The sequence below is a fragment of the Bacillus sp. SG20033 genome (genome assembly GCF_044570195.1).
GTDB classification, from domain to species: Bacteria; Bacillota; Bacilli; order Bacillales; family Bacillaceae; genus Bacillus; species Bacillus subtilis.
The window spans coordinates 1,379,434-1,397,838 of the sequence record NZ_CP172606.1; the positions used below are offsets into that span (position 1 = coordinate 1,379,434).

At 44.4% G+C, this 18,405-nt stretch carries 24 protein-coding genes; 18 read left to right on the plus strand and 6 right to left on the minus strand.

The window, feature by feature from the left end:
* The first annotated feature begins 13 nt into the window (after positions 1 to 13).
* From ACFVP7_RS07335 to ACFVP7_RS07345, 3 genes are all read left to right on the plus strand, one after another.
* The gene (locus ACFVP7_RS07335; RefSeq protein WP_021479486.1) at positions 14 to 1,015 is read left to right on the plus strand and encodes a LacI family DNA-binding transcriptional regulator; all 1,002 of its coding nucleotides are present in this window, start codon (positions 14 to 16) and stop codon (positions 1,013 to 1,015) included.
* Positions 1,016 to 1,091: 76 nt separating this feature from the next.
* Positions 1,092 to 2,534, plus strand: coding sequence for a tagaturonate reductase (locus ACFVP7_RS07340; RefSeq protein ID WP_338733356.1), 1,443 nt, complete (start codon positions 1,092 to 1,094; stop codon positions 2,532 to 2,534).
* Positions 2,531 to 4,024: a UxaA family hydrolase gene (locus ACFVP7_RS07345; RefSeq protein WP_198878891.1), complete on the plus strand. Its 1,494-nt coding sequence runs from the start codon at positions 2,531 to 2,533 to the stop codon at positions 4,022 to 4,024. Before ACFVP7_RS07340 ends, ACFVP7_RS07345 begins: the two co-directional genes overlap by 4 nt.
* A 40-nt stretch (positions 4,025 to 4,064) precedes the next feature.
* Here ACFVP7_RS07345 and ACFVP7_RS07350 read toward each other — a convergent pair whose 3' ends face one another.
* Complete coding sequence (locus ACFVP7_RS07350; protein WP_014476525.1) at positions 4,065 to 4,829, minus strand: sulfite exporter TauE/SafE family protein; 765 nt, start codon at positions 4,827 to 4,829, stop codon at positions 4,065 to 4,067.
* A gap of 224 nt (positions 4,830 to 5,053) precedes the next feature.
* A complete protein-coding gene (locus tag ACFVP7_RS07355; RefSeq protein ID WP_014479541.1) occupies positions 5,054 to 5,518 on the minus strand; it encodes a DinB family protein in 465 nt (154 codons plus the stop codon).
* A 148-nt stretch (positions 5,519 to 5,666) separates the two neighbouring features.
* Here ACFVP7_RS07355 and yjoB point away from each other — a divergent pair, with 148 nt between their 5' ends.
* The 3 genes from yjoB to phrA all read left to right on the plus strand — a co-directional run bounded on the left by yjoB (position 5,667) and on the right by phrA (position 8,343).
* Positions 5,667 to 6,938, plus strand: coding sequence for an ATPase YjoB (gene yjoB / locus ACFVP7_RS07360; protein ID WP_396583124.1), 1,272 nt, complete (start codon positions 5,667 to 5,669; stop codon positions 6,936 to 6,938).
* A 144-nt stretch (positions 6,939 to 7,082) separates the two neighbouring features.
* Positions 7,083 to 8,219 (plus strand): response regulator aspartate phosphatase RapA, encoded by a 1,137-nt coding sequence (gene rapA / locus ACFVP7_RS07365; RefSeq protein WP_015252291.1) that lies wholly within the window; start codon positions 7,083 to 7,085, stop codon positions 8,217 to 8,219.
* Positions 8,209 to 8,343, plus strand: coding sequence for a phosphatase RapA inhibitor PhrA (gene phrA, locus ACFVP7_RS07370; protein ID WP_003245487.1), 135 nt, complete (start codon positions 8,209 to 8,211; stop codon positions 8,341 to 8,343). Before rapA ends, phrA begins: the two co-directional genes overlap by 11 nt.
* A 29-nt stretch (positions 8,344 to 8,372) precedes the next feature.
* On the opposite strand, the gene ACFVP7_RS07375 is transcribed toward phrA, so the two are convergent.
* The gene (locus ACFVP7_RS07375; RefSeq protein WP_101502026.1) at positions 8,373 to 8,630 is read right to left on the minus strand and encodes a YciI family protein; all 258 of its coding nucleotides are present in this window, start codon (positions 8,628 to 8,630) and stop codon (positions 8,373 to 8,375) included.
* Positions 8,631 to 8,745: 115 nt separating this feature from the next.
* On the opposite strand from ACFVP7_RS07375, the gene ACFVP7_RS07380 reads away from it, so the two are divergent.
* A complete protein-coding gene (locus ACFVP7_RS07380) occupies positions 8,746 to 9,699 on the plus strand; it encodes an N-acetylmuramoyl-L-alanine amidase (protein ID WP_396583125.1) in 954 nt (317 codons plus the stop codon).
* A gap of 39 nt (positions 9,700 to 9,738) precedes the next feature.
* On the opposite strand, the gene ACFVP7_RS07385 is transcribed toward ACFVP7_RS07380, so the two are convergent.
* A complete protein-coding gene (locus tag ACFVP7_RS07385; RefSeq protein WP_047182479.1) occupies positions 9,739 to 10,116 on the minus strand; it encodes a PH domain-containing protein in 378 nt (125 codons plus the stop codon).
* Between the two features lie 104 nt (positions 10,117 to 10,220).
* Between ACFVP7_RS07385 and ACFVP7_RS07390 the strand changes: the two genes are divergently transcribed.
* Both ACFVP7_RS07390 and ACFVP7_RS07395 read left to right on the plus strand, forming a co-directional pair.
* Positions 10,221 to 10,823 (plus strand): poly-gamma-glutamate hydrolase family protein, encoded by a 603-nt coding sequence (locus ACFVP7_RS07390; RefSeq protein WP_003244789.1) that lies wholly within the window; start codon positions 10,221 to 10,223, stop codon positions 10,821 to 10,823.
* 76 nt (positions 10,824 to 10,899) lie between these two features.
* Positions 10,900 to 11,736: a manganese catalase family protein gene (locus ACFVP7_RS07395; RefSeq protein WP_396583126.1), complete on the plus strand. Its 837-nt coding sequence runs from the start codon at positions 10,900 to 10,902 to the stop codon at positions 11,734 to 11,736.
* Between the two features lie 43 nt (positions 11,737 to 11,779).
* On the opposite strand, the gene ACFVP7_RS07400 is transcribed toward ACFVP7_RS07395, so the two are convergent.
* Together ACFVP7_RS07400 and xre are read right to left on the minus strand one after the other, a co-directional pair.
* The gene (locus tag ACFVP7_RS07400; protein WP_015715727.1) at positions 11,780 to 12,376 is read right to left on the minus strand and encodes an ImmA/IrrE family metallo-endopeptidase; all 597 of its coding nucleotides are present in this window, start codon (positions 12,374 to 12,376) and stop codon (positions 11,780 to 11,782) included.
* Between the two features lie 162 nt (positions 12,377 to 12,538).
* Entirely contained in the window at positions 12,539 to 12,880 is a 342-nt protein-coding gene (xre, locus tag ACFVP7_RS07405; protein WP_396583127.1) for an HTH-type transcriptional regulator Xre, read from the minus strand.
* 178 nt (positions 12,881 to 13,058) lie between these two features.
* Here xre and ACFVP7_RS07410 point away from each other — a divergent pair, with 178 nt between their 5' ends.
* The 9 genes from ACFVP7_RS07410 (at position 13,059) to ACFVP7_RS07450 (ending at position 18,404) form a co-directional block, all read left to right on the plus strand.
* The gene (locus ACFVP7_RS07410) at positions 13,059 to 13,238 is read left to right on the plus strand and encodes a hypothetical protein (RefSeq protein ID WP_003232712.1); all 180 of its coding nucleotides are present in this window, start codon (positions 13,059 to 13,061) and stop codon (positions 13,236 to 13,238) included.
* A complete protein-coding gene (locus ACFVP7_RS07415; protein ID WP_396583128.1) occupies positions 13,225 to 14,061 on the plus strand; it encodes a phage portal protein in 837 nt (278 codons plus the stop codon). Before ACFVP7_RS07410 ends, ACFVP7_RS07415 begins: the two co-directional genes overlap by 14 nt.
* On the plus strand, positions 13,961 to 14,761 hold the full coding sequence (locus ACFVP7_RS07420) for an ATP-binding protein (RefSeq protein WP_010886492.1): 801 nt from the start codon (positions 13,961 to 13,963) through the stop codon (positions 14,759 to 14,761). Before ACFVP7_RS07415 ends, ACFVP7_RS07420 begins: the two co-directional genes overlap by 101 nt.
* Positions 14,761 to 14,928, plus strand: coding sequence for a hypothetical protein (locus ACFVP7_RS07425; protein WP_032677395.1), 168 nt, complete (start codon positions 14,761 to 14,763; stop codon positions 14,926 to 14,928). Before ACFVP7_RS07420 ends, ACFVP7_RS07425 begins: the two co-directional genes overlap by 1 nt.
* 84 nt (positions 14,929 to 15,012) lie before the next feature.
* A complete protein-coding gene (xkdD, locus tag ACFVP7_RS07430) occupies positions 15,013 to 15,363 on the plus strand; it encodes a phage-like element PBSX protein XkdD (RefSeq protein ID WP_396583129.1) in 351 nt (116 codons plus the stop codon).
* On the plus strand, positions 15,360 to 15,566 hold the full coding sequence (gene xtrA, locus ACFVP7_RS07435) for a phage-like element PBSX protein XtrA (RefSeq protein WP_014476537.1): 207 nt from the start codon (positions 15,360 to 15,362) through the stop codon (positions 15,564 to 15,566). The genes xkdD and xtrA overlap by 4 nt, the downstream gene beginning before the upstream one ends.
* A 115-nt stretch (positions 15,567 to 15,681) precedes the next feature.
* Positions 15,682 to 16,191, plus strand: coding sequence for a sigma-70 family RNA polymerase sigma factor (locus ACFVP7_RS07440; protein ID WP_014479550.1), 510 nt, complete (start codon positions 15,682 to 15,684; stop codon positions 16,189 to 16,191).
* A 117-nt stretch (positions 16,192 to 16,308) separates the two neighbouring features.
* Complete coding sequence (xtmA, locus tag ACFVP7_RS07445) at positions 16,309 to 17,106, plus strand: phage terminase small subunit (protein WP_128737776.1); 798 nt, start codon at positions 16,309 to 16,311, stop codon at positions 17,104 to 17,106.
* Positions 17,103 to 18,404, plus strand: coding sequence for a PBSX family phage terminase large subunit (locus ACFVP7_RS07450; protein WP_128737777.1), 1,302 nt, complete (start codon positions 17,103 to 17,105; stop codon positions 18,402 to 18,404). Before xtmA ends, ACFVP7_RS07450 begins: the two co-directional genes overlap by 4 nt.
* The last annotated feature ends 1 nt before the right edge of the window (position 18,405 follow it).

Consider the following 18,405-nt stretch of genomic DNA (forward strand, 5'->3'; position numbering starts at 1 on the left):
GGAAGGGAATTAGATGGTAACCATAAAAGATATCGCAAAACTCGCAAACGTATCCCACACAACCGTTTCCAGAGCACTCAACAACAGTCCTTACATCAAAGAACATACGAAGAAAAAGATATTAGAGCTAGCAGAGCAGCTCAACTATACACCAAATGTAAATGCGAAAAGTCTGGCGATGCAAAAGTCGCATACGATCGGGCTGTTCTTTACAAGCATTACAAACGGAACCTCACACAGCTTCTTTGCAGACACAATCAAAGGCGTCAATCAAGCCATAAGTGAGGATTACAATCTGTATGTGCGCGGCATTGATGATCTGAAAAACTATGACTCCGTTACACCGATGAGGTATGACGGCATCATTTTAATGAGCCAAAGTGACATTGATAATTCTTTCATTTACCATATTCGCGAAAAAAACATTCCGCTTGTCGTGCTGAATCGTGATATTGATGATCGCACCATCACGAATATTTTGTCCAATGACAAGGAAGGCTCTCAAGAAGCTGTAGAATACTTCATTCAGTCCGGCCATCAAGACATCGCCATCATCGAGGGGATCGAAGGCTTTAAATCCTCCCAGCAGCGAAAGGAAGGCTACTTATCTGCACTGATTCAACATCATATTCCGATCAAGCATGAATACAGTGTCAAAGGACAGTACGATATGGAAAGCGGCTTTCAAGCGATGGAGAGGCTGCTGGCACTGCCGAATCCTCCAACCGCTGTTTTTTGTTCGAATGATGACATGGCAATCGGAGCGATGAATGCGATATTCGCAAAGGGCCTGCGCGTTCCTGATGATATTTCGGTGATCGGGTTTGATGATATTGGGTTTTCACAGTACATCACGCCAAGACTTACAACAGTAAAGCGCCCAGTGGAGAAAATCAGCGTGCTCGGTGCGCAAAAACTCTTGTCTCTGATCAGCGAGCCCGAAACAAAAGCAGAAAAAATCTTGGAAAACACAGAATTCATGGTGCGTGATTCAGTCAGACGATTGACGACGTGATGTCCCGTTTTTCAGCGGGCATTCTTTATAAAGAAAAATGTTAACGTGTGCATAAAAGGAGAGGGAGGCAATACGGGTGCAGAAGCTGAATAAAAATGTGTACGATCACTATACTCAGTATCCAGAAAAAATTCTCCAGTTCGGAGAAGGAAACTTTCTTCGGGGATTTGTCGATTGGCAGATTGATCAATTGAATCAACACACTGATTTTAATGGGAGCGTGGCAGTTGTCCAGCCAAGAGGCTCAGAAAAAATCAAACGATTAAATCAGCAAGATGGATTATATACGCTTTTTTTACAAGGAATGAAAGATGGAGAAGCGGTAAACGAGCATATGATTATCAACTCAATCAGCCGGGGAATTGACCTGTTTTCTGATTATGAAGCATACAAAGAATTGGCATCAAGCGAAAGGCTTCGGTTTATCATCTCCAACACCACTGAGGCCGGGATTGTATGTGATGAAAAAGATCGTTTAGAGGATAGGCCGCAAAGAACATTCCCTGGGAAATTAACTGCATTTCTCTACTTCCGCTATCAGGCTTTTAAAGGAGATCAGACAAAAGGGTGTGTCCTACTCCCATGTGAACTGATCGAGAAGAACGGTGAAAAGCTGAAGGAAACGGTTCTTCATTATGCAGGTCTGTGGAAGCTTGAGGAAGGATTTACACAGTGGATTCATGAGGCCAATACGTTTTGTAATAGTTTAGTAGACCGGATTGTTCCGGGTTTTCCCGTCGACAGCATCGAGGAGATCACGGCAGATCTTGGCTATCAGGATGATTTGATAGTTGTGGGAGAGCAATATTATTTATGGGTTATCGAGGGGCCTGATTGGATTGGAAAAGAACTTCCCTTTGCGGCTGCAGGGCTCCATACAAAGATCGTCAGCGACCTCACCCCATACCGGACTAAAAAAGTAAGAATTTTAAATGGCGCTCATACAGCAATGACGCCAGTGGCTTTATTATACGGCTTAAAAACTGTTAAAGATGCTGTCGAGCATCCGGAAGTTGGGCGATTTATAAGAGAGCTGATTGACGACGAAATTCTTCCTGTTTTAAAAATGGAAGGTCTTTCTCAGTATGCTGACGATGTGCTGAACCGTTTTAAAAACCCGTATATTAAGCATTACCTGGAAAGCATTGCATTGAATTCCGTTTCCAAATTCAAAACGAGAAACCTGCCGACTCTTAAGGAATATGCTGAACAAAAGGGACAGCTTCCTGAACGCTTGGTGTTTTCTTTCAGCGCTCTTCTGTATTTTTATCATGATAACGAGACATTGCAGGATGATCCGGCAGTTTTTCAATTTTTCAAAGAGGTTTGGTGTCAGGAGGATGGCGACATGCTTCGGATTGCATCAAGAGTGTTAGGCGAACAGCGGCTGTGGGGGGCAGATCTCAATGAGATACCGAAGCTGACTGATAGAGTCGCTGTTTACTTGAATCTTATTCATGAGCTGGGCATGCAGCGGGCTCTTGAACAATACTGCATACAAGGGGGAGAGGTACGTTGAAGTCGTTTATAAAGATTCATAAGCAAGATAATGTCCTTCTTGCTCTGCGGGATATCCAAAAGGGAGAGAGGCTGCATGCGGACGGCGTGTCGATTGAAGTAAAGGATGATATAAAAAGAGGCCATAAGATTGCATTGCAGTCTATCAAAGAAAACGACAGCATCATCAAGTACGGGTCTCCAATCGGTCATGCATCACAAGATATCTCGATCGGAGAGCATATTCATGTCCATAATACGAAAACAAACCTGTCTGATATCCAATTATACAGCTATACACCGAGATTTGATGAAAATCCGTATTCTAATGAGAACCGGATGTTTAAAGGTTTTAGAAGAGAAAACGGAGATGCGGGTGTACGGAATGAATTGTGGATTGTCCCAACTGTCGGCTGTGTCAATGGAATAGCAGAAAAAATGCTGCAGCGTTTTGTCAGAGAAACAGGGGATATCGCTCCATTTGATAACGTACTGGTGTTAAAGCATCAATACGGATGCTCGCAGCTTGGCGACGATCATGAAAATACGAAGCAGATCCTGCTGAATGCCATTCGCCATCCAAATGCCGGCGGCGTCTTGGTGTTAGGGCTTGGCTGTGAAAACAATGAGCTGGCAAGAATGAAGGAAGCACTGCAAGATGTGAACCTGGAGCGGGTGAAGTTTCTGGAATCCCAGTCGGTGACCGACGAAATGGAGGCAGGTGTTGCTTTGCTGAAGGAAATTCATGAAGCGGCCAAAGGAGATAAGAGAGAAGACATCCCGCTGTCTGAACTGAAGATCGGGCTGAAATGCGGAGGTTCGGACGGTTTTTCCGGCATAACCGCAAACCCGCTGCTTGGACGTTTTTCAGATTATCTCATTGCACAGGGAGGGAGCACGGTGCTGACGGAAGTACCGGAAATGTTCGGCGCAGAAACCATCCTGATGCAGCGGGCTGCCAATGAAGAAGTGTTTCATAAGATAGTCGATTTAATCAATGATTTCAAACAATACTTTATTAAACATGATCAGCCGGTGTACGAAAATCCTTCACCGGGCAACAAAGCGGGCGGCATTTCTACACTTGAGGATAAATCGCTGGGCTGTACGCAAAAAGCGGGGATTTCTCCTGTCACGGATGTCTTGAAATACGGGGAAGTGCTCAAGACAAAAGGACTGACGCTTTTGAGCGCACCGGGCAATGATTTGATTGCCTCCTCCGCATTGGCGGCTGCCGGCTGCCAAATTGTCCTCTTTACAACGGGAAGAGGCACGCCGTTTGGCACCTTTGTCCCGACGGTGAAAGTAGCGACAAACACCGAGCTGTATGAGGCGAAGCCGCATTGGATTGATTTTAACGCAGGCCTTTTAGCAGAGGATGATGTTCATGAGGAATATGTGCTGCGTGAGTTTATCCACTATATGATAGAGGTGGCAAGCGGCCAGCTTGTGAACCATGAAAAAAATGATTTCAGAGAACTCGCCATTTTTAAATCGGGTGTGACGCTATAATAAGAAAAGGCTATCCTTCAAGCGCGGATAGCCTTCTTCATTAAATCAATTTTAAACCGCTGACTAAAATAATGGACGCCATAATAAATTGCAGTGGACGCGGGGAGAATCGAGGCGAAAGATGGCTTCCGATCAGCACGCCGGGAATTGAACCAATGAGCAGATTAGCTGCCAGCATGTAATCCACGCTTCCGAAGCTAGCGTTCAAAATGCCTGCTGCCGTAACAAGAAGAAATGCATGCGCGATATCTGTTCCGACAATCTGTGACGCTTTCATGTTAAATAAGTAAATCATGGCGATTGCAAATAATGAGCCGGAACCGATTGATGTTAAGCCGACGATAAACCCAAACACAACACCAATAAGAATCGTCAGCGCCCGCTTATTTTCAAGCGGCATCAGCTGCCAGCGGTTGGGACGAAGTTTTCTATCCAAAAACAAACGAACGATGATTGAAATGGCAACCAGCGTTAACACATATCCTAGAGCGTGCTTAATAATTTCTTCCTGATGCTGGTGAAAGGCGGGGAACAAATGCAAGATGCCAATGGCTAGCGAAGCACTCGGAATACTGCCGATGGCTAAGTATTTTACCAATTTAAAGTTAATCGTTTTCTGCCGCCAATGGGAGGCAACGCCAAAGAGCTTTGTGATCGAGTTATATACAAGATCTGTACCGACCGCGATGGAAGGATTAATTCCAAGCACAATTAAAAGGGGAGTTAATAAGGCCGCTCCACCCACTCCCGTCAATCCGACTAAGGCTCCGACAAACAAACCCATCAATATGATGCTTACACTCATGATAAAGGCCTCCTGAAAACCCGACTATTTTTATCAGATTATATATGATTAGGACGCGTTAATCAATTAAATTTTTTGAATTTTTGTACGTTAGCTGCTTGAAATTTTGGTATGCTCAATATCTCTATTCATTTGCCCTATAATGAGTGTCTGGACGAAATCGAGAAGTACTAAAGGCGCAAAAAAAAGATACCTCTTAACAGGTATCTTTTTTCTTGTTTACGCTACATGCGCTGCTGATAGAAAGGAAGCTCAGTGTGACCCATTTCCCGCACATACACGAACAGGTTGCCTTTATGGTGAATTTCATGCTCCATTGCAAGCTGAAGCAGCGCGCGGCCTGTGACTTTTCTGCCGAAAGCGGATGTCAGATCAATTTCTCTGTCCAGCTGCTCTTCAGTCAGCTGTTCAAGGATAGCGGCCGTTTTTTCTGTATATGTTTTTGCCAGAACATTGAGATCTGTTTCTGTTTCTTCCTGCTTGTTTTGAAATGGTGAGGCATTGCCTTCCTTAATGACATTTGCGAACAAGTGGAAAGACGTAAGAATGTGTTTGACCAGCTCTTCTGCTGACATTGATGTTTCTGCCGGTTTGTAGCTGTAATGGTCTTTGCTGATTTTTTCGGCAAGCTCATTGGTCACGTTTCGATGGGATAAAAAATGGCTGACAATTTGATTGGATTGGCTCATTATGATCTCCTCCATATGTAAAAATAAATGGTGCAATGAAATCCTATATCAACGGTTACGAATTCACAAGTAATATGCTGTGTGATGAAACAAAATGCTATGTCAATCGTATATATAACGTTCACAAAACATGAAATGGAGTATAAACATGACTAACATACCTTTCATTTATCAGTACGAAGAAAAAGAGAATGAAAGAGCTGCGGCGGGCTACGGCACTTTCGGTTACCTTATCACACGGATTGAAGAAACGCTTTATGATCAATACGGTGTATTCTATGAGCTCTATGCCAGTGATGATCCAAATACGGAATACTGGGAGCTTCTTGTAGAAGATGTCCGCAACGGTTCATTGGAGCCTGAGCATGTGGCATATATATTTGAAAAGCTTGAAAAGAAAACCTTTGCTTACGATGAAGATGAGAAAGAACCGGATTATACCGTCCATAAGTCTATAAGAAACAGTGTATACGCGTATCCCGAAAAGGGAGTTGCTTTTGCCAGAATTCCATATTTTCAAGATGGGAGCATTATGAGTTTTGATTGTCTGTTTGCGGTTAACGATGAAAAGATGCGTGCATTTCTGGAGGGAGTCAGACCGCGTCTTTGGGAAAAAAGCAAGCGGAAAGTGACCGTGTTTACGGATGGAGATGGAGGGACTTCAAGAGAGCAGGAAGCCATTGTCAGAGAGGTTCAGCGGAGTCAAGTCATCATGAATCCGCTATTGAAAAAGGAGATATACAGATCAATTGATCAGTTTTTTCATAGTGATAAATCGTTTTATCAAACATATGACATCCCTTACAAGCGCGGCATTCTGTTATATGGACCTCCTGGAAACGGAAAGACGACGTTAGTGAAGTCGATCGCAGGCAGTATCGATGCACCTGTTGCTTATTGGCAAATTACTGAATTTACGTCGAGCGAGACAATAGAAGAAGTCTTTCAGGCAGCGAGACGCCTCGCTCCTGCAGTACTGGTTATCGAGGATATAGATTCGATGCCGGAAGATGTGCGGTCCTTTTTTCTCAATACGCTGGACGGCGCGACATCAAAAGAGGGGCTATTTCTCATCGGTACGACAAACTATCCCGAAGAGATCGATCCAGGTTTGATGAATCGTGCAGGGCGATTTGACCGTGCCTATGAAATCGGGCTTCCGGATGAAGAGCTGCGGCTGGAATATATGAAAATGAGAGGCTTTGGCATCTTTTTGAGTGAAGGAGAAATAAAAAACGCCGCAAAACTTACAGAAGGCTTTTCCTTTGCACAGCTGGGAGAATTATATGTATCTTCAGCCCTTCAATGGCACCAAGAAGGGAATCACCATATTGAAACCATGGTGAAAGACATGACAGGAGAGCAAAGAAAAAGCCAGCGGGGAAGCTGGATGGAAAGAAACAAAGTCGGTTTTCACTAAAAGAAAGCACGGGTGTTTGAAAAACCCGTGCTTTTTTGTTGCGGTTAGCCGAAATTCGACAATTGCGGTTATTTTGCGTTCTTCTTTTTCTTGTAAATATGATAAAATATGACATATCTCGGGTAATTCAAAAGGGGGGATTAATTGAGGATGAAGCAGACGATTCCGTCCTCTTATGTCGGGCTTAAAATTAATGAATGGTATACTCATATCCGGCAGTTCCACGTCGCTGAAGCCGAACGGGTCAAGCTCGAAGTAGAAAGAGAAATTGAGGATATGGAAGAAGACCAAGATTTGCTGCTGTATTATTCTTTAATGGAGTTCAGGCATCGTGTCATGCTGGATTACATTAAGCCTTTTGGAGAGGACACGTCGCAGCTAGAGTTTTCAGAATTATTAGAAGACATCGAAGGGAATCAGTACAAGCTGACAGGGCTTCTCGAATATTACTTTAATTTTTTTCGAGGAATGTATGAATTTAAGCAGAAGATGTTTGTCAGTGCCATGATGTACTATAAACGGGCAGAAAAGAATCTTGCCCTCGTCTCGGATGATATTGAGAAAGCCGAGTTTGCTTTTAAAATGGCTGAGATTTTTTATAATTTAAAACAAACCTATGTTTCGATGAGCTACGCCGTTCAGGCATTAGAAACATACCAAATGTATGAAACGTACACCGTCCGCAGAATCCAATGTGAATTCGTTATTGCAGGTAATTATGATGATATGCAGTATCCAGAAAGAGCATTGCCCCACTTAGAACTGGCTTTAGATCTTGCAAAGAAAGAAGGCAATCCCCGCCTGATCAGTTCCGCCCTGTATAATCTCGGAAACTGCTATGAGAAAATGGGTGAACTGCAAAAGGCAGCCGAATACTTTGAGAAATCTGTTTCTATTTGCAAGTCGGAAAAGTTCGATAATCTTCCGCATTCTATCTACTCTTTAACACAAGTTCTGTATAAACAAAAAAATGACGCCGAAGCGCAAAAAAAGTATCGTGAAGGATTGGAAATCGCCCGTCAATACAGTGATGAATTATTTGTGGAGCTTTTTCAATTTTTACATGCGTTATACGGAAAAAACATTGACACAGAATCGGTCTCACACACCTTTCAATTTCTTGAAGAACATATGCTGTATCCTTATATTGAAGAGCTGGCGCATGATGCTGCCCAATTCTATATAGAAAACGGACAGCCCGAAAAAGCACTTTCATTTTATGAGAAAATGGTGCACGCACAAAAACAAATCCAGAGAGGAGATTGTTTATATGAAATCTAAATGGATGTCAGGTTTGTTGCTCGTTGCGGTCGGGTTCAGCTTTACTCAGGTGATGGTTCATGCAGGTGAAACAGCAAACACAGAAGGGAAAACATTTCATATTGCGGCACGCAATCAAACATGATGCATAAAAAAGACCCTTAGGGGTCTTTTTTATTTCTTCAGCTTCCATTCTTTTATCGTCAGCTCAGAAGATCCACTTGCCACCAGCGGATCCGCATGCCCGATTTCCGCTGCCTCTTCCAGTGAATCTGCTTCGATGACATACGCTCCGCCTGTGGCGTCGCTGAATGGACCAAACATTTTTAAACGTTTTTCTGCTTGTAAACGATTCAGAAATTCATAGTGCCCAGCCACATGCTCCTGATTAAATTTCTCCGTTCTCATTGTCAGCATTAAATATGTATACATATTCAGACCCTCCGTGAACTTCAACACATTTATCCATATTGCGGTGATAGATGATATGAGCTTTTCGTCCTACGAATGCCACCTATTTATGAAAAAAGAAAAGGAGAGATGATAGGTGAGCATTCCAGTAAAGAAAAATTTGGTTTCTGAGGCGAAATACGCGTTGAAGTGTCCTAATGAAATGTCCGCTGAATACATTACCATTCACAACACGGCAAACGATGCGTCAGCGGCCAATGAAATCAGCTATATGATCGGGAACACAAGCTCGACAAGCTTTCATTTTGCGGTCGATGATCAAGAGGTGATTCAAGGTCTGCCGCTTAACCGAAACGCCTGGCACACAGGTGACGGCACAAACGGTCCGGGAAACCGAAAATCAATTGGCGTTGAGATTTGCTACAGCAAATCGGGAGGCCCGAAGTATGAGGCAGCTGAAGCCTTGGCGATTTCATTTGTAGCACAGCTTTTGAAGGAGCGCGGCTGGGGCATCGATCGGGTGAGAAAGCACCAGGACTGGAACGGAAAGTATTGCCCGCACCGCATTTTATCAGAGGGGCGCTGGGATCAAGTGAAGGCGGCAATTGAAAAGGAATTAAACGGGGGTGTATCAGCTAAAAAAGCTGCAGTCTCTTCTTCAGCGTCTGAATATCATGTGAAAAAAGGCGACACATTGTCAGGGATTGCCGCATCACACGGAGTCAGTGTGAAAACGCTGCAAAGCATCAATCATATTACTGACCCGAATTACATTAAAGTCGGACAAGTGATCAAACTGCCTCAGACGGCATCTGCTTCTAAAAGCCATGCCGCATCCTCATATCCGCTCCCATCCGGCGTGATCAAAGTGACAAGTCCGCTGACGAAAGGGACAAAAGTAAAGCAGGTGCAGACCGCTTTAGCCGCTCTTTATTTTTATCCTGATAAAGGAGCGAAAAATCACGGCGTTGACGGCGTTTATGGACCGAAAACAGCTAATGCAGTGAAACGTTTTCAGTCTGTCAGCGGTTTAACGGCTGATGGGATTTACGGTCCGAAAACGAAAGCGAAGATGGAGGAAAAGCTGTAAATGAAAAGACGGAAGCTGTGAAGCTTCCGTCTTTTCACCTTACATACAAACTGCGGCAAGCACCTTTTGAATATCATAAATGCTTTCATCTTTTTTAAACTGCTTTGAGACGGCGGGAAGTTCCGCGCCGGAGATCCAAATTTTCAGCTCTGAATCAAGATCAAAGCGGCCGGCCGTTTCCACGCTGAATCTGGAAATGCTTTTGTACGGAATCGATTGAAATTCCGTTTTCTTGCCTGTGATTCCCTGCTTATCTACAAGGATAAGCCGCTTGTCAGTAAAGACAATCAAATCGCGAACCAGCTTAAACGCGGCTTCAACATTCTCACTCTCCAGCAAAATGTGGGCAAGCTCTTCTTTCACAGCTGCCGTTGACAGTGTTGACGCATTGCCGAGTAATCCATCAATAAACCCCATCATATACCTCCTCTGCGTATTCTATCAAATCATACTATAAAAAAGGTTTTCATTCATAGATGAGTAGAGTAAACTTGTGCTGACTGGTAAAGGGGGCGTTCAAAATGGAAGATATGTATGACAGCTTTGCGGCCCTTTCTGCTTCTGAGTCGGAGTACCGGATTATTTATGAGGAGAAAAACGGAAGTGAGCTTATCGTCCTCGGTCCTCACGGCGGCAGAATTGAGCCTGGCGTCAGTGAACTGGTGCGGGCATTTTCGGATCGATGTTCCATCTATTTGTTTGAGGGTCTAAAGCAGCGAAACAACCGTTCCTTGCATCTCACCAGCATTCGTTTTGATGAGCCGCTGGCTTTAGAAAAAGTGAATGACCACCATTACGCATTAGCGTTTCACGGGTATTATGATCCGAAAATCCCGCATACATTGGTCGGCGGGGCGGATCGTAAAAAAGCCAAGCTCATTTGTGAGCGTCTGAATGAAGCGGGTTTCAGCGCCGAGCTCACTAATGAGAAAGACCGCCTGGCAGGTGTACACCCAAACAATATTGTCAATCGGACGAAAAGAGAAATGGGACTGCAATTGGAGGTAAGCACGGCGCAGCGAAACGCGCTATTCCGCAATTTTGGGTGCCGTGATAAAAGCTACATACAAAACGATTTGTTTGATCGATATGTGGAAGCCGTCAAGCTTGGCTTTTATACATAAAACTAGACGGGACCTGCACGGTCGGCCTATTCCTTCATATGCTGGGGTTGTGCGAAAGTGTGGGGAGGAATGATTCATGTTTTATCATATAAAAGAGCTTCAATATCAAGCAAAGCCAGCTCATCCCGATCCGGTTTATGCGAAAAAACTTCAAGAGGTGCTCGGCGGCCAATTCGGTGAAATTAGCGTCATGATGCAATATTTGTTTCAAGGGTTTAACTGCAGGGCGGATGCTAAGTATAAAGATTTGTTATATGATGTGGGGACCGAAGAGATCGGGCACGTAGAAATGCTGGCAACGATGATTTCCAGACTTCTGGACAATGCACCCGCGGATGTACAGGAGGATGCTTATAAAAGCAATCCCGCTATTGCGGCAGTCATGTCAGGGATGAATCCTCAGCACGCGATTGTGTCCGGATTGGGGGCGATGGCATCAGATAGTGAGGGCTATCCGTGGAATGCAAAATACATTATCTCAAGCGGAAACCTGCTGGCCGATTTTCGCGCTAACTTAAATGCGGAGGCCCAAGGACGCCTTCAGGTGACACGGCTTTATGCCATGACCGATGATCCAGGGGTAAGAGATATGCTGTCATTTTTGATTGCAAGGGATACCTATCATCAAAATATGTGGTACGCGGCCATTAAAGAGCTGGAGGAAAGAGAACGGGATATTGTCGTCCCGACGACGTTTCCGCGTGAGCTCGAAAAGCAGGAAGTCTCTTATGACCTGTTTAACTTTTCCAGGGGGAATGAAAGCTCACAAGGAAGATGGGCACATGGGGAAGCCTTTGACGGCCGGGGTGAATTCAGGTATATCCCGGCTCCGATTGCGTTCGCATCTGCGCCTCATCTTAAACCGGCGCCCATGTGGCTGCATAATACAGTTCCCCCAATGTCGAAATGTTAGGTTCTCTTCTGGGCTGAGGAATATATCCTTAGCCCGTATTTGATCAGATGTTTTTGCCAATATGATATAACGCTTTTTCCTCAGCGACCTGCAAGTGCTGCTGATCGCCTTCCTCGTACGCATGTGGCCGCTTGTGGGATAGTAAATAAGCGAGCCGCTTCTGAAATTGAATACCTGCTTTACGCCGTTCAAACATGTCAAGCCTTTTATCAGCAAATTCCTTTGTTACCCGGAATACCGCCGCAATTGTGGCGAGTGCCTGGCTTCTCCATTGCGGCAGTTCCATCTGCAACAGCATAAAGGTTGGCACACAGAAGTGGTACATAAATTGATTTGCCTGGAATTCCTGAAGCTCTCTGAAAAGCTTGTTCATCTGAAAATGATTGCCTGCATGCTTTAACACGTGGCACAGCTCATGGCCAAAATCCTCCCATTGCTCTTCCCGTGACTTTTTTTGGTTTAATACGATACTGTACATGCCGTCGTATTTCACCATCATGCTCCCCATATCCTCAAAATGCACCCAAATATCCAGATCCTTTGCGATTTTCAGCATGTCAATGTGATGAGGGGATGTGATGCCCAGCCGGCCGTATAAATTTTTAACGTATTCCTCCAGATGTGATAAGTAATCGCCCAATTGAATACTCCCTTTCGAACATTTGTTCTGTTTTTAGCGAGAAAGAAAAGCCCGTATAGGACTGGAAAGTAGTGTAGAAATCTTTCCCTTTTCTTTAAAAAATAAACACTTTTTTCTTTATATCGGTCTACTTTTTATATGTTTTAGAGAACAGAGAACGATTTATTTATTTTTCGGTTTGCGGTTTTTCTCTTTTTCTTTTAGATAGTTGATAAATTCGATGGCCTGCTGTTTGCTTTCTGGGGAAAAATCCTGCATATCGCGGTATGCAAGCTGCAGGGCCGGATCTGAGAACATATCGTCATCGGATTTTTTGTCTTTTCCCGTTAATAAGTAATCAGTCGTTACTTGAAAGTAATCAGCCAGCTTTTGGAGTGTGTCGTAATCAGGTTCGCTTCGCCCATTTTCATAGTGGGAATATCGTGCCCGTGACACACCGATGTGTGATGCGATTTCTTCCTGTGTCCTTTTCCCTCTGAGACTCTTCAATCTGCCGCCTATCATACTATGACCTCTCTTTTTTAAACTCCCTACGTTACTTATGATTATAGATACAATATGTATCAAAATAAAGTTATGATAAAAAAAGTATCAAAAATAACTTGATGATACAGTTTGTATCGTTTATACTTGGTAACATCCGATACAAAATGTATCAAAAAAAGATCAGGAGAGTGATCACATGTATCCGATCCAAATCGTTTTTAGTGAAAATCCCATAGATCAGCGCCATCTCGGACAATCCGGCGGCACCATTTCGTTTACGGCATGCGGCCTTCCGGTGTTCCACTTTGAAACGCAAGAGCAGTTTCAAGCATACATGATGTTAAAGGGAGAAGCGGCGTACAATGAAAAACGATAAAAGCTATCCTTTTCCGACGTATTCAGGGTTATTGAATTCAGAACATTATGACAAAATAGGCCCGGCGCTATGGCTGTTTCTCTGGTTTATCAGCTCAACAACAAAAGAAATCGAAAAAGACGGGGTAAGCTGGGGCATCGTACTCGGCCATAAGCCGTTAAAAGCGAGAGAAATGGCGGCAGTCTTCGGCGTAAGTGAAAAAACCGTCAGAAGATGGCTGGAGCTTCTCGAAAACCATGATTACATAAAGGCCGTCCGTGCGCCATACGGACTGATGATTTCGGTCAAGCATTCCAAAAAATTCAGCTTCAGATCGGACAATACTGTACACGGGAGTCTAAAAGAACGGCCATTTTCGCCGCAGACACCGGACACAAACGACCGTACAGATATAGATAAAACAAACAAATATACTGCTGCTAATGATGCAGTGGATCACATTGCGAAGCGGTTTACACAATTACGGTCGGCTCAAGAAGGCCGCACCGTGTATCCTTCCTCAAGAGATTATCAAGCCATCGCCCGCATTGTTGCCATCGGCGTTCCTGTCATGCAAACAATCAAATGGCTTGAAGAATGCTTTCAGGCTTTTGAAAACCGGCGGACCGCCGCTTCTGAAACAATTAAGGCTTTTCGCTACTGCTCGAAATTCATTGAAGACAGATTTTTCGCGCAGCAAGCCAAAAAGAATGCCGCAATTCAGCATGAGAGGATGAAAAAACATGACAAAACGAACAATCGAACAGATTTTGGACGAGCTGAGAAGAGGGAGACGTCCATTACTGGCGGACAAACCGGCCGAATCAGACGCAAGCAGGTATGATTGCCTGCGCTGCAAGGATCAGGGAGGTTATCTCGTCAGGCAGAATGGCCTGGAAGTCTGGACGATGTGCAGCTGCATGGCAGAACGGAAAGTGAAGCGGCTGCTGGGTGCAAGTGAGATTACCCACGCTTTCAGACAGCTCGGCTTCAAGGAATTCCGCACGGAGGGAAAGCCGCAGGCCATAAAAGACGCATTTGAGTGTACAAAAGAGTATGTTGCCGATTATGAACAAATCAAGGATTGCCGAAAAAACAGCATTGCCCTTTTAGGACAGCCCGGATCAGGGAAAACACACCTTTTGACTGCCGCTGCCAACGAATTAATGAGAACATGCTATGTGCCTGTCATTTATTTTCCGTTCGTGGAAGGCTTTACTGATCTGAAAAATGATTTTGCCCTATTAGAAGCGAAGCTGAACCGGATGAAGCAGGCGGATGTGCTGTTCATAGATGACCTGTTTAAACCGGTTAACGGCAAACCCCGCGCTACAGATTGGCAATTAGAGCAAATGTATTCGGTACTCAATTATCGCTACTTAAATCATAAACCGATTTTGCTTTCGAGCGAGCTGACAATTGAAGGACTTGTACGGGTCGATGAAGCGCTCGGCACGAGAATCTATGAGATGTGCAGTGACTATTTAGTGATTATCAAAGGAGCAGCCTACGAGCTTAACCATAGATTGGAGGGCGTCAGATAATGTGTAAGCTTTGTCAAACAAAGAAAGTCATTGTGGAACATACCGGTATTGGAGTCGTTTTTCATCCATGTCCGAACTGCCGGTCCGGCACTGACTTAACGCCTGTCATTCAAAAGCTGGAGCAAATGCTGACAGCGGGAAAAACGAGGCTGAATATCTATGATTAAACAGCTGACTGCACTAATCGCTTTGCTGTTTCGGGCAAAGCGAACAGAAAAAAACATTGAACAATGGTATAAGGACGACGGGAAGTGAAAGTGTTGGCAAAGACAAAACAGGCAGAGAAAAGCCCTGCGCCGTGGCGTGCTGTCCCGTGCGGGGATACGAAACCGATCTATATTTATTCAGCTTACAGTGAAGAAGAAAAAGAAAGATTTCCGTTCTCAAACGGGCGGCTGATTGCAGCTGTATTTGACCTCAGCTCTTATTCGCAAAAAAGCAATGCCGCTTTGATGGCCGCTGCGCCTGAATTGCTGGAAGCGTCTAAAGCAGCACTTGATTTTCTGAAAGGGAATTCTGTTCATTCAAAGGAGCGCATCATTCAGCTATTAGAAAAAGCTGAAGCAAGCGCTGCACCGAAAAGGGGAGGAAAAGAAACATGATTCATCCTAAAAAACTGCTGCATATCGATTCCATCACGCTTAAGAGCCAGCTGGAGGAAGGGAAAATCCGTGTCATTATTGTGGATGGCATCAAGCAAGAAGCATGGATCACAGAAGCGCCCGAGCATGGAAAAACGCTCGTCGAAACAAGAAAGGGCGACCTTGCCCGAGTGGAATTTGAAATCGGCTACAAATTAAATTAAAGCGAAAACAGAATACGTCCAAGACGGAAAGCCTGCGGACACTGATCAACTGCACAGCATTTGTGCGTTGATTGGTGTCCGTTTTTTATTTGCCAAAAATAAGGAGGATCATAGAATGCAAGACTTACTATTTGAATATAAACGCACGCTCAAACAAACAAGAATACAATATAAACCGCTCGCTGAGGCAGATGAATCCGTGCTCTCAGCTGAAGAGCTGAAGGATAAAAAAATCATCAGAAATATGATTACTGATCTTGAATATGTAACAGAATGGCTTGAAAAAGGAAGGCAGCCCGGCATCAGACGGGCGATTGACCGGCGTGATGCCTACCAGCGGCTGATGATCAAAGACCCGAGAATCATCGAATCATTTTCCAGCGCTATGATGTTTGAGCCGGACGGACAGGTATCAGAAGAAGACAGAGAGAGAATTCGAGAAGCATTAGCCCTGTTAACGGACAGAGAAAAGGAAATGTTTTTGCTGCATAAGGTAGAATGTTTTTCTTATGAACGGATCGCCGATCTTCTCGGCGTAAAAAAATCGACAGTGCAAACGACGATTAAACGGGCGAGTTTAAAGATGCAAAGACAGCAGGAAGAAATGAATCGATCACTTGCCTGAAAGCTTGTCATACGTTTGCCACCTATAAGTGAATAGAGCATGACACATAAGCGGCTGGCATGATCAGCCGCTTTTATGAATAAACAACCATGCTGGAGGTGGCGGTGATGCCGTAGCATGAAAACACAACAGCGCGAACAAGCATTAGCAATCTATCAACAACATCAAGGAAAGATCACAAATCGGGCGATTGCGGACACAATCGGTGTTTCCGCGAAAACAATCGGCATCTGGAAAAAACAAGACAAATGGAAAGAGGCCCTGTTTTCTGCGTCCAAAAACGAACAAAAACAGCGCCCTATAGACAACGATGAATTAAATGAACGCCAGCGGCTGTTTTGCCTGTATTACGTCAAAAGCTTCAATGCCACACAGTCAGCAATCAAAGCGGGCTATTCTCCGGACAGCGCTCATGTGACGGGCAGCCGGCTCTTAAAAAACGAAAAGGTTGCTGCTGAAATCAAACGCATTAAAAAAGAAATGGTCAATGAAATGTTTATTGAAGCGATGGACGTGCTGCAGGTTTATATCAAGATCGCGTTTGCGGATATTACGGACTATGTGACCTTCGGAAAAAAAGAGGTTCAGGCTGTCGGGAAATCGGGTCCGCTGTTTGATGAAGATGATAACCCGATTATGAAGGAAATCAGCTTTGTCGATGTCAAAGACTCCGGGCTCGTGGACGGCACCATTGTGACGGAAGCAAAGCTTGGCAAAGAAGGCATTGCCATCAAGCTTGCAGATAAAATGAAGGCGCTTGAGAAGCTGTCCTTATATTTTGATTTGTTTCCAGATCAATTTAAACAAAAAATTGAAAATGAGAAATTGAAGCTTGCCAAACAAAAAGCGGAGAAAACAGATGACAGCCAGGAGCCGATTGAAATTATGATCAAACGAAAAGAGCGCAAGTCATGATTGTAAAAGAAATCAATCCTCATTTCGAAGATTACGTGTTCAATTGGGAGCAGACGTACCAATTTCTCGTCGGCGGTTACGGCTCATCCAAAAGCTATCATACCGCATTGAAAATCGTGCTAAAGCTGCTGAAGGAAAAACGGACGGCCCTTGTGATCCGGGAGGTGTTCGATACCCATCGGGATTCGACCTTCGCCTTGTTTCAAGAGGTGATCGAAGAGCTCGGTCTCACAAAGGCTGTGGCATCTCTTTCTTCCCCGCTGCAGCTGCGATTTCACAATGGCAGCCGGATCATGTTCAAAGGAATGGACAATCCGGCAAAATTAAAATCGGTTCATAACATTTCATTAATATGGATTGAAGAGTGCTCAGAGGTGAAGTATGAGGGGTTCAAGGAATTAATCGGACGTCTTCGCCATCCTGAGCTGAAGCTTCATATGATCTGTACCACCAATCCCGTCGGCACCTCCAATTGGACGTATAGGCACTTTTTTCGGGATGAACGCAAGAAACGGTTTGTGCTGGATGACAGCGAACTTTACGAAAAGCGGACGATTGTGAAGGGAGATACGTATTACCATCATTCCACCGCTAACGACAATCTTTTTCTCCCGGAAAGCTATCTGAAACAGCTTGACGGACTCAAAGAGTATGATCCCGACCTGTACCGGATTGCCCGCAAAGGACGATTCGGCGTCAACGGGATCAGGGTGCTGCCGCAGTTTGAGGTACTCCCGCATGATCAAGTAAAAAAATGTATCGCAGCCATCAGCAAGCCAATCTTTCGTACAGGCATGGATTTTGGATTCGAGGAATCCTATAATGCCGTCGTCCGGCTTGCTGTAGATCCTGAGAAAAAATACCTCTACATTTATTGGGAGTATTATCAAAACAAAATGACAGATGACAGGACGGCTGATGAGCTGCGTGAGTTTATTGAGACACAGGAATTGATCAAAGCCGACTCGGCTGAGCCGAAAAGCATTCAATATTTCCGCCAGCAGGGCTTTCGGATGGTTGGAGCCAGAAAGTTTCCCGGCTCCAGGCTTCAATATACCAAAAAGGTAAAACGGTTCAAAAAAATCTTCTGTTCGGACCGCTGTGAAAATGTCATCTATGAGCTCAAGACACTTACGTATGCCAAAGATAAAAACGGAGCTCTGATTGAGGATGAATTCACGATTGACCCGCATACGCTTTCTGCCATTTGGTATGCGCTTGATGATTATGAGGTTGCTGATATGAAAGAGACAGCACACAAACGAATCCGGCCGAACAGAGAAAGGAGGAGGTCATAAA